The 15,081-nt window shown below is 64.1% G+C and carries 9 protein-coding genes and 2 rRNA genes; 8 read left to right on the top strand and 3 right to left on the bottom strand.

The window, feature by feature from the left end:
* The first annotated feature begins 61 nt into the window (after positions 1–61).
* From H3H55_RS37005 to H3H55_RS36995, 3 genes are all read left to right on the top strand, one after another.
* Positions 62–2,943 (top strand): 23S ribosomal RNA (locus H3H55_RS37005).
* Positions 2,944–3,126: 183 nt separating this feature from the next.
* A 5S ribosomal RNA gene (rrf, locus tag H3H55_RS37000) occupies positions 3,127–3,239 on the top strand.
* A gap of 389 nt (positions 3,240–3,628) precedes the next feature.
* Positions 3,629–5,458 carry a methyl-accepting chemotaxis protein gene (locus H3H55_RS36995; protein ID WP_193103047.1) on the top strand — a complete coding sequence of 610 codons (1,830 nt, stop codon included), beginning with the start codon at positions 3,629–3,631 and terminating at the stop codon, positions 5,456–5,458.
* Between the two features lie 106 nt (positions 5,459–5,564).
* Here the strand turns inward: H3H55_RS36995 and H3H55_RS36990 are convergent, their stop codons facing one another.
* Together H3H55_RS36990 and H3H55_RS36985 are read right to left on the bottom strand one after the other, a co-directional pair.
* Positions 5,565–5,936, bottom strand: a complete 372-nt coding sequence (locus H3H55_RS36990) for a nuclear transport factor 2 family protein (RefSeq protein ID WP_193103144.1) — start codon at positions 5,934–5,936, stop codon at positions 5,565–5,567.
* 102 nt (positions 5,937–6,038) lie between these two features.
* Positions 6,039–6,638, bottom strand: coding sequence for a hypothetical protein (locus tag H3H55_RS36985; RefSeq protein ID WP_193103046.1), 600 nt, complete (start codon positions 6,636–6,638; stop codon positions 6,039–6,041).
* Between the two features lie 384 nt (positions 6,639–7,022).
* Between H3H55_RS36985 and H3H55_RS36980 the strand changes: the two genes are divergently transcribed.
* Both H3H55_RS36980 and H3H55_RS36975 read left to right on the top strand, forming a co-directional pair.
* Positions 7,023–8,528, top strand: coding sequence for an aldehyde dehydrogenase (locus H3H55_RS36980; RefSeq protein ID WP_193103045.1), 1,506 nt, complete (start codon positions 7,023–7,025; stop codon positions 8,526–8,528).
* A gap of 95 nt (positions 8,529–8,623) precedes the next feature.
* Positions 8,624–10,015: an aspartate aminotransferase family protein gene (locus H3H55_RS36975; RefSeq protein ID WP_193103044.1), complete on the top strand. Its 1,392-nt coding sequence runs from the start codon at positions 8,624–8,626 to the stop codon at positions 10,013–10,015.
* A 247-nt stretch (positions 10,016–10,262) separates the two neighbouring features.
* Here the strand turns inward: H3H55_RS36975 and H3H55_RS36970 are convergent, their stop codons facing one another.
* Positions 10,263–11,267, bottom strand: a complete 1,005-nt coding sequence (locus H3H55_RS36970; RefSeq protein ID WP_193103043.1) for an AraC family transcriptional regulator — start codon at positions 11,265–11,267, stop codon at positions 10,263–10,265.
* A 145-nt stretch (positions 11,268–11,412) separates the two neighbouring features.
* On the opposite strand from H3H55_RS36970, the gene H3H55_RS36965 reads away from it, so the two are divergent.
* Genes H3H55_RS36965 through H3H55_RS36955 form a run of 3 tightly spaced genes read left to right on the top strand, consistent with a single transcriptional unit; the run spans position 11,413 to position 15,070 of the window.
* A complete protein-coding gene (locus tag H3H55_RS36965) occupies positions 11,413–13,080 on the top strand; it encodes an acyl-CoA synthetase (protein WP_193103042.1) in 1,668 nt (555 codons plus the stop codon).
* 13 nt (positions 13,081–13,093) lie between these two features.
* Positions 13,094–13,861, top strand: coding sequence for a 3-hydroxyacyl-CoA dehydrogenase (locus H3H55_RS36960; protein WP_193103041.1), 768 nt, complete (start codon positions 13,094–13,096; stop codon positions 13,859–13,861).
* An 18-nt stretch (positions 13,862–13,879) separates the two neighbouring features.
* The gene (locus H3H55_RS36955; protein ID WP_193103040.1) at positions 13,880–15,070 is read left to right on the top strand and encodes an acetyl-CoA C-acetyltransferase; all 1,191 of its coding nucleotides are present in this window, start codon (positions 13,880–13,882) and stop codon (positions 15,068–15,070) included.
* Positions 15,071–15,081: the final 11 nt, after the last annotated feature.

The raw sequence follows: 15,081 nt of genomic DNA, 5'->3' as shown, positions 1-15,081 counted from the left end.
AATACGGCACAACGCGAAAACTCAACCTGTAACGACTGTCGGAGAGACAGACTCGTTATAGGGTCAAGCGAACAAGTGCATGTGGTGGATGCCTTGGCGATCACAGGCGATGAAGGACGCGGTAGCCTGCGAAAAGCTACGGGGAGCTGGCAAACAAGCTTTGATCCGTAGATGTCCGAATGGGGAAACCCACTCCTTTTGGAGTATCCATGGCTGAATACATAGGCCATGCGAAGCGAACGCGGTGAACTGAAACATCTAAGTAACCGCAGGAAAAGAAATCAACCGAGATTCCCAAAGTAGTGGCGAGCGAAATGGGATGAGCCTTGTACTCTTTATTTGTATTGTTAGCCGAACGCTCTGGAAAGTGCGGCCATAGCGGGTGATAGCCCCGTAGGCGAAAACAGTATGAAAGAACTAAGTGTACGACAAGTAGGGCGGGACACGTGAAATCCTGTCTGAAGATGGGGGGACCATCCTCCAAGGCTAAATACTCGTGATCGACCGATAGTGAACCAGTACCGTGAGGGAAAGGCGAAAAGAACCCCGGGAGGGGAGTGAAATAGATCCTGAAACCGCATGCATACAAACAGTCGGAGCCTCGTAAGGGGTGACGGCGTACCTTTTGTATAATGGGTCAGCGACTTACGTTCAGTAGCAAGCTTAACCGTATAGGGCAGGCGTAGCGAAAGCGAGTCCGAATAGGGCGTTCAGTTGCTGGGCGTAGACCCGAAACCAAGTGATCTATCCATGGCCAGGATGAAGGTGCGGTAACACGTACTGGAGGTCCGAACCCACTAACGTTGAAAAGTTAGGGGATGAGCTGTGGATAGGGGTGAAAGGCTAAACAAACTTGGAAATAGCTGGTTCTCTCCGAAAACTATTTAGGTAGTGCCTCGTGTCTCACCTTCGGGGGTAGAGCACTGTCATGGTTGGGGGGTCTATTGCAGATTACCCCGCCATAGCAAACTCCGAATACCGAAGAGTGCAATCACGGGAGACAGACATCGGGTGCTAACGTCCGGTGTCAAGAGGGAAACAACCCAGACCGCCAGCTAAGGTCCCCAAATATAGCTAAGTGGGAAACGAAGTGGGAAGGCTAAAACAGTCAGGAGGTTGGCTTAGAAGCAGCCACCCTTTAAAGAAAGCGTAATAGCTCACTGATCGAGTCGTCCTGCGCGGAAGATGTAACGGGGCTAAGCTATATACCGAAGCTGCGGATGCGTGCTTTGCACGCATGGTAGGAGAGCGTTCTGTAAGCCTGCGAAGGTGTCTCGGAAGGGATGCTGGAGGTATCAGAAGTGCGAATGCTGACATGAGTAGCGATAAAGGGGGTGAAAGGCCCCCTCGCCGTAAGCCCAAGGTTTCCTACGCAACGTTCATCGGCGTAGGGTGAGTCGGCCCCTAAGGCGAGGCAGAAATGCGTAGCTGATGGGAAGCAGGTCAATATTCCTGCACCATTGTTAGATGCGATGGGGGGACGGATCGCGGAAGGTTGTCCGGGTGTTGGAAGTCCCGGTCGCTGCATTGGAGAAGGCGCTTAGGCAAATCCGGGCGCGGAATTCAAGGGTGTGGCGCGAGCTCCTTAGGGAGCGAAGCAATTGGAAGTGGTTCCAAGAAAAGCCTCTAAGCTTCAGTCTAACGATGACCGTACCGCAAACCGACACAGGTGGGCGAGATGAGTATTCTAAGGCGCTTGAGAGAACTCGGGAGAAGGAACTCGGCAAATTGGTACCGTAACTTCGGGATAAGGTACGCCCTTGTAGCTTGATGCCCCTGCGGGCAAAGGGTGAAGGGGTTGCAATAAACTGGTGGCTGCGACTGTTTAATAAAAACACAGCACTCTGCAAACACGAAAGTGGACGTATAGGGTGTGACGCCTGCCCGGTGCCGGAAGATTAAATGATGGGGTGCAAGCTCTTGATTGAAGTCCCGGTAAACGGCGGCCGTAACTATAACGGTCCTAAGGTAGCGAAATTCCTTGTCGGGTAAGTTCCGACCTGCACGAATGGCGTAACGATGGCCACACTGTCTCCTCCCGAGACTCAGCGAAGTTGAAGTGTTTGTGATGATGCAATCTACCCGCGGCTAGACGGAAAGACCCCATGAACCTTTACTGTAGCTTTGCATTGGACTTTGAACCGATCTGTGTAGGATAGGTGGGAGGCTATGAAACCGGAACGCTAGTTTCGGTGGAGCCGTCCTTGAAATACCACCCTGGTTTGTTTGAGGTTCTAACCTTGGCCCGTGATCCGGGTCGGGGACAGTGCATGGTAGGCAGTTTGACTGGGGCGGTCTCCTCCCAAAGCGTAACGGAGGAGTACGAAGGTACGCTAGGTACGGTCGGAAATCGTGCTGATAGTGCAATGGCATAAGCGTGCTTAACTGCGAGACCGACAAGTCGAGCAGGTGCGAAAGCAGGTCATAGTGATCCGGTGGTTCTGTATGGAAGGGCCATCGCTCAACGGATAAAAGGTACTCTGGGGATAACAGGCTGATACCGCCCAAGAGTTCATATCGACGGCGGTGTTTGGCACCTCGATGTCGGCTCATCTCATCCTGGGGCTGTAGCCGGTCCCAAGGGTATGGCTGTTCGCCATTTAAAGAGGTACGTGAGCTGGGTTTAAAACGTCGTGAGACAGTTTGGTCCCTATCTGCCGTGGGCGTTGGATATTTGAAGGGGGCTGCTCCTAGTACGAGAGGACCGGAGTGGACGAACCTCTGGTGTACCGGTTGTCACGCCAGTGGCATCGCCGGGTAGCTATGTTCGGAAGAGATAACCGCTGAAAGCATCTAAGCGGGAAACTCGCCTTAAGATGAGATATCCCTGGGGACTAGATCCCCTTGAAGGGTCGTTCGAGACCAGGACGTTGATAGGTCAGGTGTGTAAGCGCAGTAATGCGTTCAGCTAACTGATACTAATTGCCCGTAAGGCTTGATCCTATAACAAGTCTGTTTCGACAGCCGTTAGCGCTTCAGCGCTTACGGATGTCGAACGTCGAGTGCAAGGCACTCGGCGTACGACGGTTGAAGTACCGCGTACGTGTGAGATACAACCTCACAACCCAAAATTACTGCTTCTTCCAAGATTGGTCGCGTTGCGAAGCAACGCGACAACCCTCTTTGCCTGATGACCATAGCGAGTCGGTCCCACCCCTTCCCATCCCGAACAGGACCGTGAAACGACTCTACGCCGATGATAGTGCGGATTCCCGTGTGAAAGTAGGTAATCGTCAGGCTCCCTAAGCCAGAAACCCCCGCCCGAAAGGCGGGGGTTTTTGCATTTCGGTGACGGAAATGCACGTGCGACGGCAAAGCGGCAACGTAGCCGAACTGGCACCGATGATCTCGACTCAGGCCCGCGCCGTTCTCGAGCGAGCCGCAGCACTGCGCCACCGAAATCTCCTGGCACCTTCTCCCTTGTACGCCCCACAGACAGCCAGCACGGTAGCCTGATCTTTCCGGATCAGTCCCGTCCTCACCCAACTCCGTAGTCCCCGCCGATCTGCCGCCCACACTGGTCTGGCCAGTCAGGCCTTAAGTTCCTGCAACCGCTGTCGTTAAACAGGACGTTGCCGGCTTTCGGCGACCCCATTCAAAAAACGTGGTTACGGAGATCGAAGTCATCATGCTGTCGTCGATACGCGCTCGGATACTTGCGACCTGCGTCGCCATTGTGGTCACGGCGCTGGCCGTCACGGGGGGATTGGTCTATTACGTCGTCAAGAACCACAACGACGAGACCATCGACCAGAATCACAAGTCGATCCTCGCCGGGCACGCGCTGGCGATCAACGAATGGGTGGCCAGCAGAAGCCGGGAAACCCAGGCGCTCGCAGACTCGATCGCGATCGGCGAAGGCGACCCGCTGCCGGCGCTGAAGTTGCTCGGCAAGTCGGGCGGCTTCGAAGTGCTGACGCTGGGTCTGCCGGACAAGACCGCATTCTCGAACGTCCCGCTCGCGCCCGGTTACGACCCGACCGCACGGCCGTGGTACAAGCAAGCCGTCAGCGCGGGCCACCTGGTCGTGACGGCACTCTACCGCGATGCGACGTCCGGCAAGCCGGCTGTTGCGTTCGCGGTGCCCGTGGTGCGCGACGGCGCAGTGAAGGGCGTGCTGGCGGCCAGCCTGTTCATGGAGAGCGTGAGCTCGATCGTGACCTCCGTCCACCCGACGCCGGCGAGCTTCGCGTTCATGGTGGACAAGAGCGGGCGTGTGATCGCGTCGGCCAAGACCGACCTGATCATGAAGCCGGCGACCGACCTCTCGCCTGCGCTCGACGCCGACCACCTCGGTGCGCTGCAAGCGACGTCCGCGCCCGTCGCGGTCGACATCGACGGGGCCACCAAGCTGGTCCGTGCGCAGCCGATCGCCGGCACCGATTGGTCGCTGTTGCTCGCGCTCGACAAGGCTGACGTGACGGCCGGCATGCGTGCGGTCGCGACGACGACGCTGGCTGCCATCCTGATCGTCGCCGTCATCGCGGCGGCGCTCGTCGGCGCGATGACGAACGCGGCCTTCAAGCGCATTCTGATGGTTCGCGATGCGCTCACGGATGTCTCGAGCGGCAGCGGCGACCTGACGAAGCGCCTGCCTGCCGACGGATCGGACGAAGCCGCGCAGATCGCGCATGCGTTCAACCTGTTCGCCGAAAAGATCAGCACGATCCTGCTGCAGATCCGCGAGTTCAGCGAATCGGTCAACCTCGCGAGCGCCGAGATCGCGCAGGGCAACCAGGATCTGTCCAGCCGGACCGAACACGCGGCGTCGAGCTTGGAGGAAACCGCCGCCGCGCTCGAGGAAATCGCCGGCACGGCCCGCAATTCGGCCGATGCCGCAAGCCAGGTGAGTCGCCTGGCGGAATCGGCGTCGGATGTCGCGTTGCGTGGCGGCACGGTCGTCAGCGAGGTCGTCTCGACGATGAACGACATCACGCAAGCGTCCGGCGAGATCGCCAACATCGTCGGCGTGATCGACGGCATTGCGTTCCAGACCAACATACTCGCGTTGAACGCGGCGGTCGAGGCTGCACGTGCGAACGAGCACGGCCGCGGCTTTGCGGTCGTCGCGGGCGAGGTGCGTGCGCTCGCGCAGCGTAGCGCGCAGGCCGCCAAGGAGATCAAGCAGCTGATTCACTCGTCGGTCGAGAAGATCGAGGGGGGCTCCGGGCTCGTCCAGACGGCCGGCGCGACGATGGACGAAATCGTCGAGGGCGTACGCAACATCACGAGCGTGATTGCCGAAATTACCGTCGCCGCGAAGGAGCAGAGCACGGGGCTCGAGCAAGTGAATCAGGCGGTGTCGCAGCTCGATAACGCGACGCAGCAGAACGCGGCGCTCGTCGAACAGTCGGCGGCTGCCGCGACGTTGCTGCGCGAGCAGGCTGCCCAGCTCGCGCAAACGGTCGGCGAGTTCAAGCTCGAGGACAGCCGTGCGTCGAGGTTGCAGTCCGCTTGACGAGATGCGCACCGGCTACGTCTACCCCCGGCGTGGACCGGCGTAGCAGTCTGCCCCGGGCCTTCCCCCGCGCATGCACGCTCGGATGGCCGGAACCGGGCGCAGCCTACATGACCTGCGAAGCATGCCCGGCGACGACGCGCCAGCCGGCGCCCGATCGACGCCACAGGCGCGTATAGGCAAACGTACCGTCGAACGCCGTGCCGTCGAACCGGCCGGCGAGCGTCGCCTTCGTCGTGGTCAGGATCATCTCGTCGATCGCGCATGCGCGCGTCTCGTGGAAATCGAGCTGGTCGAGACGCAGAAGTTTCGCGCGATGTGCGGACAGATCGTCCTCCTTCGAGATGACCTGGCCGGTCGGGACGGTGAACACCAGCTCGTCGTCCAGCAGCGCATCGAGCGCGTCGACATCGTTGGCCAGCATCGCAGTGCGTAGTGCGGCTTCGTAGGGTTCGATGACGGTACGGATTGCATCCATGTCGGGGTCTCTCAGGGTCTCTGAAGGTTGGTGGTTCCGCTCATCGGCGGCGACTCGTTGCAGCAAGCAGCGTACTCCGGACACAGCACCGACGGACAACACCTACCGTGCGCTCGACAGCGATTGACGCCGCACGAGCATCACCAGGCAGATGCCGATCGACGCGACGATGTTGACGGCCGGATAGAACGCGACAGCGACACTCCACGTGCTCAGTGCCAGCAACGCCAGTGCGTACTTGAGCACGCACAGCGCGAAATAGGCGAGGCTCTCGCTCCACGGATCGTGGATCGTCTTGCGCACGGTCGGGCCGAGGCCGGCAAGCTCGATCAGTGTGACCAGGCAGATCGAGACCGTCGGATCGTCGGTCAGCATCCACAGCGGAATGGCCGACAGGGCCGCGCCCAGAAAAACCCAGTCGAGGCCTGTCCAGCCGCGTTCGCCACGAAAGATGCTGGCCACCAGCGTCAGAAAGCACGTGACGGCAATCGCCGCCGTGCACCACGCGGACGGCCCTGCCCCCGCCACGAACTGGCCGGCGGCCGCGATCGCCGTGACGACCGACCACACGAGCCACGTGAACAGATGCGGACGAACGGTGCGCCGGTAGATCGCGAGTGCGTACGGAATCGCTGCCAGCAAAGATACGGCAGTTCCGACAACGCCAAAGATCGAAGCGGCACCCTGATCGACACTCAGCATCGACGCACCCTTGTTCGTACAGGCCGACCAGTATGTGGTCGGACGGGCCGCGGCGCAACGTCGTGCCGGCCACGCGTCGCAGTGGGCCGCACGTGGCATCGCACTGGCAAGCCGCTGCGATCGAACGCAAACAAACGGTACAGGGATGGCGAAGCGGCAGGAAAACCCGCTGCACGACAGCCGGATGAATAGAAATAACCTCTTCAGTGAGAAGAAAAACTGTTCTTTCAAATCTCTTTTTGATGCCCGACAGTTTGGCAACCGGACGACTGCCGCGATTCGCGGCGGTCATGGACCTTGGTCATGCCCGCTGGCGTCTTTCGTCGGGTCGAATCCAGGCGGAGAACAACGCACAAGCGCCTGGTCGTCACAACGGAGTCTTGAATGAACCCAACTTCAGCAGAAAACCATCAGCACGCGGACTGGAGGCGACTCGCGGCGCAGGTCACCCCGAGAACGCTCGCGCATATCGGCGGCCGTAGCGTGCCGGCCCGAAGCGGCCGGACGTTTGCCGCAATCAATCCGGCCACCGAGGCCGTCATCGCGGAAGTCGCGTCGTGCGACGCACCGGATGTCGACGATGCGGTGCGCGCAGCACGCAACGCATTCGAATCGGGCGTCTGGTCGCGCTGCGCGCCGGCCGAGCGCAAGCGCGTGCTGTGCCGGCTCGGCGAACTCATCGCAGCGCATGACGCGGAGCTCGCGCTGCTCGATTCGCTCAACATGGGCAAGCGCGTCGCGGACGCATTCAGCATCGACGTGCCGGCCGCAGGCGGGCTGTTCAGCTGGTACGGCGAGGCCGTCGACAAGCTGAACGGCGAAGTCGCATCGACCGACCCCGGCAATCTCGCGGTCGTCACGCGCGAACCGCTTGGCGTCGTCGGCGCCGTGGTGCCGTGGAATTTCCCGCTCGACATGGTCGCGTGGAAGGTGGCGCCGGCGCTGGCGGCCGGCAACAGCGTCGTGCTGAAGCCTGCCGAACAATCACCGCTGTCCGCGTTGCGTCTCGCGGAGCTGGCGCTCGAGGCTGGCCTGCCGCCCGGCGTGCTGAACGTCGTGCCGGGCTACGGCGAGACCGCGGGGCGCGCGCTCGGGCTGCATCCCGACGTCGACGTGCTCGCGTTCACGGGATCGACGGCCGTCGGCAAGAAATTCCTCGAGTATGCGGCGCAGTCGAACATGAAGCAGGTGTGGCTCGAATGCGGCGGCAAGAGCCCGAACCTGGTATTCGACGACACGGACGATCTCGACCTCGCCGCACGCAAGGCGTGCTTCGGCATCTTCTTCAACCAGGGCGAAGTGTGTTCCGCGAACTCGCGGCTGCTGGTTCAGCGCTCGATTCACGATGCGTTCGTCGACCGGCTGATCTCGCATGCGGCCGCGTTCATGCCGGGCGATCCGCTCGATCCGTCGAGCGGGATGGGCGCCATCGTCGACGAGCGGCAGCATCGGCGCGTGCGCGAGTGGATCGCGCGCGGCCGCGATAGCGCGACGCTCGCGATCGGCGGAGGTGCGCCGCGCGTCGACGGCAAGGGCTACTTCATCGAGCCGACGATCTTCATCGATGTGAAGCATGACGACGCCATCGCGCGCGAGGAGATCTTCGGGCCGGTGCTGTCGGTGATGGCGTTCGACACCGAGGACGAGGCCGTCCGGCTCGCGAACGACTCGATCTACGGCCTTGCCGCGTCGCTCTGGACCGGCAGCCTGTCGCGCGCGCACCGCGTGGCGGGCCGGCTGCGCGCCGGCACGGTGTCCGTCAATACGGTCGATGCGCTGAGCGCGCAGACGCCGTTCGGCGGGTTCCGCCAGTCGGGCTTCGGTCGCGATCTTTCGCTGCACGCGATCGACAAGTACACGGGCCTCAAGACCACCTGGATCAGCTACTGATTCGACGCGGCGGGCCGCGCCGCAGCGTGCGGCGGCGGCTTCCGCGGGATGCCCGACCACGCTTTTTATCCATAAAACGAACCGGAGACTTGCTCATGAATGCACCCGATTTTCCGCATCGCACGACGCAGGACTATCAACGCAGCGACGCCGCCCATCACCTGCATGCATTCGTCGACCAGAAGGCGCTGAACCAGGAAGGCGTGCGCGTGATGGTGCGCGGCGAAGGTGTCTATCTATGGGACAACGACGGCAACCGCTATCTGGACGGCATGTCCGGGCTGTGGTGCACCAATGTCGGCTACGGCCGGCCGGAACTGATCGACGCCGCCGCGCGGCAGATGAAGGAACTGTCCTACTACAACATGTTCTTTCACACGACGCACCCGTCGGTGATCGAGCTGTCGGAGCGGCTGTTCGCGCTGCTCGGCAATCGCTTCAGTCATGTCGTGTATACCAATTCGGGATCCGAATCGAATGAAGTGCTGATCCGCACCGTGCGGCGATTCTGGGACGTGATGGGCAAGCCGGAGAAGAAGGTGCTGATCGGCCGCGTGAACGGCTATCACGGGTCGACGGTCGGCAGCGCGTCGCTGGGCGGCATGGCGTTCATGCATGAAATGGGCGACCTGCCGATTCCGAACGTCACGCACGTCGACGAACCGTACTGGTATGCGAACGGCGGCGATCTGAGCCCCGAGGCATTCGGCAAGCAGGCGGCGCTGTCGCTCGAACGCAAGATCCTCGAGATCGGCGCGGATCGTGTCGCCGCGTTCGTCGCGGAGCCGTTCCAGGGGGCGGGCGGGATGATCTTTCCGCCGGACGGCTACTGGCAGGAGATCGAGCGCATCTGCCGTCAGTACGACGTGCTGCTCTGCGCGGATGAAGTGATCGGCGGCTTCGGCCGCACCGGCGAGTGGTTCGCGCACCGTCACTTCGGCTTCGAGCCCGATCTGATCTGCATGGCCAAGGGCTTGACGTCGGGCTACGTGCCGATGGGCGGCCTGATCATGAGCCGGCGCGTCGGCGATGCGCTGGTCGAGAAGGGCGGCGTCTACGCGCACGGGCTGACCTATTCGGGGCACCCGGTCGCGGCGGCCGTCGCGCTGGCCAACCTCGACGTGCTCGAGCGCGAACGCCTCGTCGAGCGGACCAGGACGGATACCGGCCCGTATCTGCAGCAGGCACTGCGCGATGCATTCGACGACCATCCGCTGGTCGGCGAGATCCAGGGCGTGGGCGCGGTCGGCGCGATCCAGTTCGCGAAGAACAAGGCGACGCGCGAACGCTTCGAGAATGAGGCCGACCTGACCTGGCACAGCCGGACGGTCGGCTTCGAACTCGGCGCGATCGTGCGTTCGACGAACGGCCGCCTGATCGTTGCGCCGCCGCTGGTGATCGATCACGCGCAAATCGACGAACTGGTCGGCACGATGCGCAAGGCGGTGGATGCAACCGCGCGCGAAGTGCTCGGGATCGACTGCTGACTGGTTGAGCGACGCGCTTTCGTCCGGCGACAGGCGGGCGGGAGCGCACTGCGCCGCGTGGCCGGTTGCGTGGCGTTTCCGGAGCGTTTGTCCGAGATCTTGTGCCGACCATGCCGCGCCGATCAGGCGCGCGCTGTCTGCACCGCCGCCGGCGACGCAGCGCACCGATCAGCATCACGTGACGGGATGTCCGCCTTCGCCGCGCGCTCACGTCGGTGACCGCCAGCCGCATCATCACGCCCGCGATTCAAGTCTCCGCCTCCGCCGCATGCACGTCACGCCGGAACGCGCCGGGGCTGGTACCTGTCCATTTGCGGAACGCGCGATGAAACGCGCTCGGCTCGGTGAAGCCGAGCTCGGCCGCGATTTCCGCGACGCTGAGCGCGTGCCCGCGCAGCAGCGACTGGGCGAGCGCGCCACGTAGCTCGTCCTTGATCGCCGCGAAGCTTTGCCCTTCGCTGCGCAAGCGCCGCCGCAGCGTCGCGGGCGTCGTGCCGAGGCGGACGGCCAGCGTGTCGAAGTCGGGCCACTCGGCAGCCGGCAGCGCCTTCAGGTGCGCACGCGTTTTCGCGACCCAGCCGGTGTCGTGCCGGTAGCGGACGAGCAGGTTGCCGGGCGCGCCGCGCAGGAAAGTCTTCAACGCTTGCCCGGAACGGATCGTCGGCAGCGCGAGGTACGCGGCGTTAAACGCGAGCCGGCTGTCGGGCCGGTCGAAATGCACGGGCACGCCGAAGAACTGGTGATAGTCGCTGCGCTGGTCGGGGCTCGGGCACGCGAAATCGATGCGCTGCAGCGGGATGCGCCGGCCGATCAGCCAGCATGCGACGCCGAGCAGGATCAGCCAGAAGGTCCGGTATGCGAACGCCGGATACGGCGCACCCGACTGCGTCAGCACGATCTGCGCCTGCCCGTCGGCGACGACGAGCTCGCCGTGTGGCTCGTCCAGCACCACGCGCAGGAACTGCAGCGCTCGCCGCAGCGCCTTTTCGAGCGTGCCGGCGTCGAGCACCGCGTGGCACAGCAGCGTGAAGCTGCCGTGCCGCATCGGGCGCGCGGCGAGCCCGAAGAATTCGTCGTCGATCGTGCCGGCGATCGCGAGCCACAGCCGCCCGTACTGCTGCGGCGTGACGGGCTCGCGCACGGCGGCCGGCAGGCCGGCGGCGCGCAGCACGGGCGCTGTCGGGATGCGTTGCCGGCGCAGGCACGCGAGCGCGTCGTCGACGAAATCCGGCGAAATCATCTGCGGCCCCATTTTCCTGCATCCTCCCGACATGGCAAAAGCGATCACGATTCTAGATTCTGTTTGTCATTGATTGCAATGTCACGGCTGTCTACTATCGATGTATCCCCCGTCGCGCCCACGGCTCGCCGGCGGCCATAACGCACAGGAGACACGCATGCCTGATGGAGCAACCGCCCGGGCGGTGCCGGCCTACGCCGACGCCGTGGCCCGGTTCAGTATCGAGACCGCCGCGACGCAGCTGCACGGCGACCTGGAGCGCGGCCTGAACGCGTGCGTCGAATGCTGCGACCGGCACGCATCGGCGGACGCGATCGCGCTCGACTGGATCGATGCGGGCGGGCAGCACCACAGCTTCACGTTCGCGCAGATGCAGGCGCTGTCGGCCCGCGTCGCGAACCTGCTCGTCGCGCAGGGCGTGAAGCCGGGCGACGTGGTGGCCGGCCTGTTGCCGCGCACGCCCGAGCTCGTCGCGACGATCCTCGGCACGTGGCGCGCGGGTGCCGTCTATCAGCCGCTGTTCACCGCGTTCGGCCCGAAGGCGATCGAGCACCGGCTGCGGATGAGCGACGCGCGCCTGGTCGTGACCAACGTCGCGAATCGCGCCAAGCTCGACGAGATCGCCGCGTGCCCGCCCGTCGCGACTGTGCGCGAACCGGGCGACGCGCTGCCGGCGCGCGACATCGATTTCCGCGCGGCGCTCGACGCGCAGTCCGACACGTTCGAACCGGTGCCGCGCAAGGGCACGGACCTGTTCATGATGATGTCGACGTCCGGCACGACAGGCTTGCCGAAGGGCGTGCCGGTGCCGCTGTGCGCGTTGCTCGCGTTCGGCGCCTACATGCGCGAGGCGGTCGACCTGCGCGACGGCGACCGGTTCTGGAACATCGCCGATCCGGGCTGGGCGTACGGCCTCTATTACGCGATCACGGGCCCGCTGTTGCTCGGCCATGCGACGACGCTCCACGAGGGCGGCTTCACGGTCGACAGCACGTACGACGTGATCGAACGGCTCGGGATCACGAGCCTCGCCGGTTCGCCGACCGCGTTCCGGATGCTGATGGCGGCCGGTACGGAAGCGGCGGCGCGCGTGAAGGGCAAGCTGCGCGTGGTCAGCAGCGCGGGTGAACCGCTGAATCCGGAAGTCGTGCGCTGGTTCGACGCGGCGCTCGGCGCGCCGATCTACGATCACTACGGCCAGACCGAACTCGGGATGGTCGTGAACAACCATCACGGCCTCGCGCACGTCGTCCACCCCGGTTCGGCCGGTTTCGCGATGCCGGGCTACCGTGTCGCGGTGCTCGACGACGCGAGCCGCGAACTCGGCCCCGGCGAGCCCGGCAACCTCGCGATCGACATCGCGCGCTCGCCGCTGCTGTGGTTCCACGGTTACTGGCAGCAGGACACGCCGGCGATCGCGGACGGCTACTACCGCACCGGCGACAACGTCGAGCTGGAGCCGGACGGCACCGTGAGCTTCATCGGCCGCGCGGACGACGTGATCACGTCGTCCGGCTACCGGATCGGCCCGTTCGACGTGGAAAGTGCGCTGATCGAGCATCCGGCCGTCAGCGAGGCCGCCGTCATCGGCGTGCCCGATCCGGAGCGCACGGAGATCGTGAAGGCGTTCGTCGTGCTGTCGAAGGGCTTCGACGACACGCCGGCGCTGGCCGAGGAACTGAGCCTGCACGTGAAGCGGCGGCTGTCCGCTCACGCGTATCCGCGCGCGATCGACTTCGTCGACGCGCTGCCGAAAACCCCGAGCGGCAAGATCCAGCGCTTCGTGTTGCGCAAGATGGAAGCCGAGAAGGCCGCTCAACCCTGAATACGGATTGCTAATGAATATCAAGGATCGCGTTTTTCTGATTACGGGCGCCGGTTCGGGCCTCGGCGCCGCGGTGGCGCGCATGGTCGTCGCGGAAGGCGGCAAGGCGGTGCTGCTGGACGTCAATGACGATGCCGGCGCGAGCCTCGCGCATGAGCTCGGCGAATCCGCGCGCTTCGTGAAGACCGACGTGACGAGCGAAGTCGATGGCCAGGCGGCCGTCGCCGCTGCACGCGACGCGTTCGGCCGCATCGACGCGCTCGTCAACTGCGCGGGTGTCGCGCCGGGCGAGAAGGTCGTCGGCCGCGAAGGCCCGCACTCGCTCGATCGTTTCGCGCGCGCGGTGTCGATCAATCTCGTCGGCACGTTCAACATGATCCGGCTGGCCGCCGACGCGATGTCGAAGCAGGACGCCGATGCGGAAGGCGAGCGCGGCGTGATCGTCAACACCGCGTCGGTCGCGGCGTTCGACGGGCAGATCGGGCAGGCCGCGTATGCGGCGTCGAAGAGCGGTGTGGTAGGCATGACGCTGCCGATCGCGCGCGAACTCGCGCGGTTCGGCATTCGCGTCGTGACGGTCGCGCCCGGCATCTTCGCGACGCCGATGATGGCCGGCATGCCGCAGGACGTGCAGGATGCGCTCGGCAAGAGCGTGCCGTTCCCGCCGCGGCTTGGCCGCCCGGAAGAATTTGCGGCGCTGGTGCGCCACATCGCCGAGAACACGATGCTGAACGGCGAAGTCATCCGTCTCGATGGCGCGTTGCGCATGGCACCGCGCTGACACTGGAGGAAGCGAATCATGACGACTCAGGATCCGATCGTAATCGTTGGTATGGCGCGTACGCCGATGGGTGGTTTTCAGGGCGACCTGGCGGCCGCGAGCGCGAGCGAGCTCGGCGCGGTAGCCATTCGCGCGGCGCTCGAGCGCGCGAATGTCCCGGCCGAACGCATCGATGAAATCGTGTTCGGCTGCGTGCTGCCGGCCGGGCAGGGCCAGGCGCCGGCGCGGCAGGCTGCGCTCAAGGCCGGGCTGCCGCTCGCGGCGGGCGCGACCACGATCAACAAGATGTGCGGCTCGGGGATGAAGGCCGCGATGTTCGCGCACGACCTGCTGCTGGCGGGGTCGGCGGGCGTGGCTGTCGCGGGCGGGATGGAGAGCATGACGAATGCGCCGTACCTGCTGCCGAAGGCGCGCGCGGGGATGCGCATGGGTCACGGCCAGGTGCTCGACCACATGTTCCTCGACGGGCTCGAGGACGCGTATGAAAAAGGCCGCCTGATGGGCACGTTCGCCGAGGATTGCGCGCAGGCCTACCAGTTCACGCGCGAAGCACAGGATGCGTTCGCGATCGCATCGCTGACGCGCGCGCAACGCGCGATCGCGGAAGGGCACTTCGTGTCGGAGATCGCACCGGTGACCGTGAAGGCCGGCAAGACCGAAGCCATCGTGTCGATCGACGAGCAGCCGGGCAAGGCGAAACTCGACAAGATCCCGACGCTGAAGCCGGCATTCCGCGACGGCGGCACCGTGACGGCAGCCAATGCGTCGTCGATCTCGGACGGTGCGGCCGCGCTCGTGATGATGCGCCGCTCGGAAGCCGAGCGCCTCGGCCTCACGCCGAAGGCCGTGATCGTCGGGCATTCGACCCACGCGGACAAGCCGGGCCTGTTCGCGACCGCGCCGATCGGCGCGTTGCGCAAGCTGTCGGAGAAAACCGGCTGGAACCTGCGCGACGTCGACCTGTTCGAGATCAACGAAGCGTTCGCGGTGGTGCCGATGGCCGCGATGCGCGATCTCGACCTGCCGCACGAGAAAGTCAACGTACACGGCGGCGCGTGTGCGCTCGGCCATCCGATCGGTGCGTCGGGTGCGCGCGTGATGGTGACGCTGCTGGCCGCGCTCGAAACGTACGGCCTGAAGCGCGGCGTCGCGTCGCTGTGCATCGGCGGCGGCGAGGCGACGGCCATCGCGATCGAGCGTATCGCGTAACGCTGGCACAC

This window comes from Burkholderia sp. Z1 (assembly GCF_014893795.1).
Taxonomy (GTDB): domain Bacteria; phylum Pseudomonadota; class Gammaproteobacteria; order Burkholderiales; family Burkholderiaceae; genus Burkholderia; species Burkholderia theae.
This window is presented reverse-complemented; position numbering and strand designations above follow the sequence as displayed.

Coding starts and splice junctions, on each gene's coding strand:
- H3H55_RS36995 (WP_193103047.1), top strand. CDS start 3,629: ATGCTGTCGTCGATACGCGCTCGGATACTTGCGACCTGCGTCGCCATT.
- H3H55_RS36990 (WP_193103144.1), bottom strand. CDS start 5,936: ATGGATGCAATCCGTACCGTCATCGAACCCTACGAAGCCGCACTACGC.
- H3H55_RS36985 (WP_193103046.1), bottom strand. CDS start 6,638: ATGCTGAGTGTCGATCAGGGTGCCGCTTCGATCTTTGGCGTTGTCGGA.
- H3H55_RS36980 (WP_193103045.1), top strand. CDS start 7,023: ATGAACCCAACTTCAGCAGAAAACCATCAGCACGCGGACTGGAGGCGA.
- H3H55_RS36975 (WP_193103044.1), top strand. CDS start 8,624: ATGAATGCACCCGATTTTCCGCATCGCACGACGCAGGACTATCAACGC.
- H3H55_RS36970 (WP_193103043.1), bottom strand. CDS start 11,267: ATGGGGCCGCAGATGATTTCGCCGGATTTCGTCGACGACGCGCTCGCG.
- H3H55_RS36965 (WP_193103042.1), top strand. CDS start 11,413: ATGCCTGATGGAGCAACCGCCCGGGCGGTGCCGGCCTACGCCGACGCC.
- H3H55_RS36960 (WP_193103041.1), top strand. CDS start 13,094: ATGAATATCAAGGATCGCGTTTTTCTGATTACGGGCGCCGGTTCGGGC.
- H3H55_RS36955 (WP_193103040.1), top strand. CDS start 13,880: ATGACGACTCAGGATCCGATCGTAATCGTTGGTATGGCGCGTACGCCG.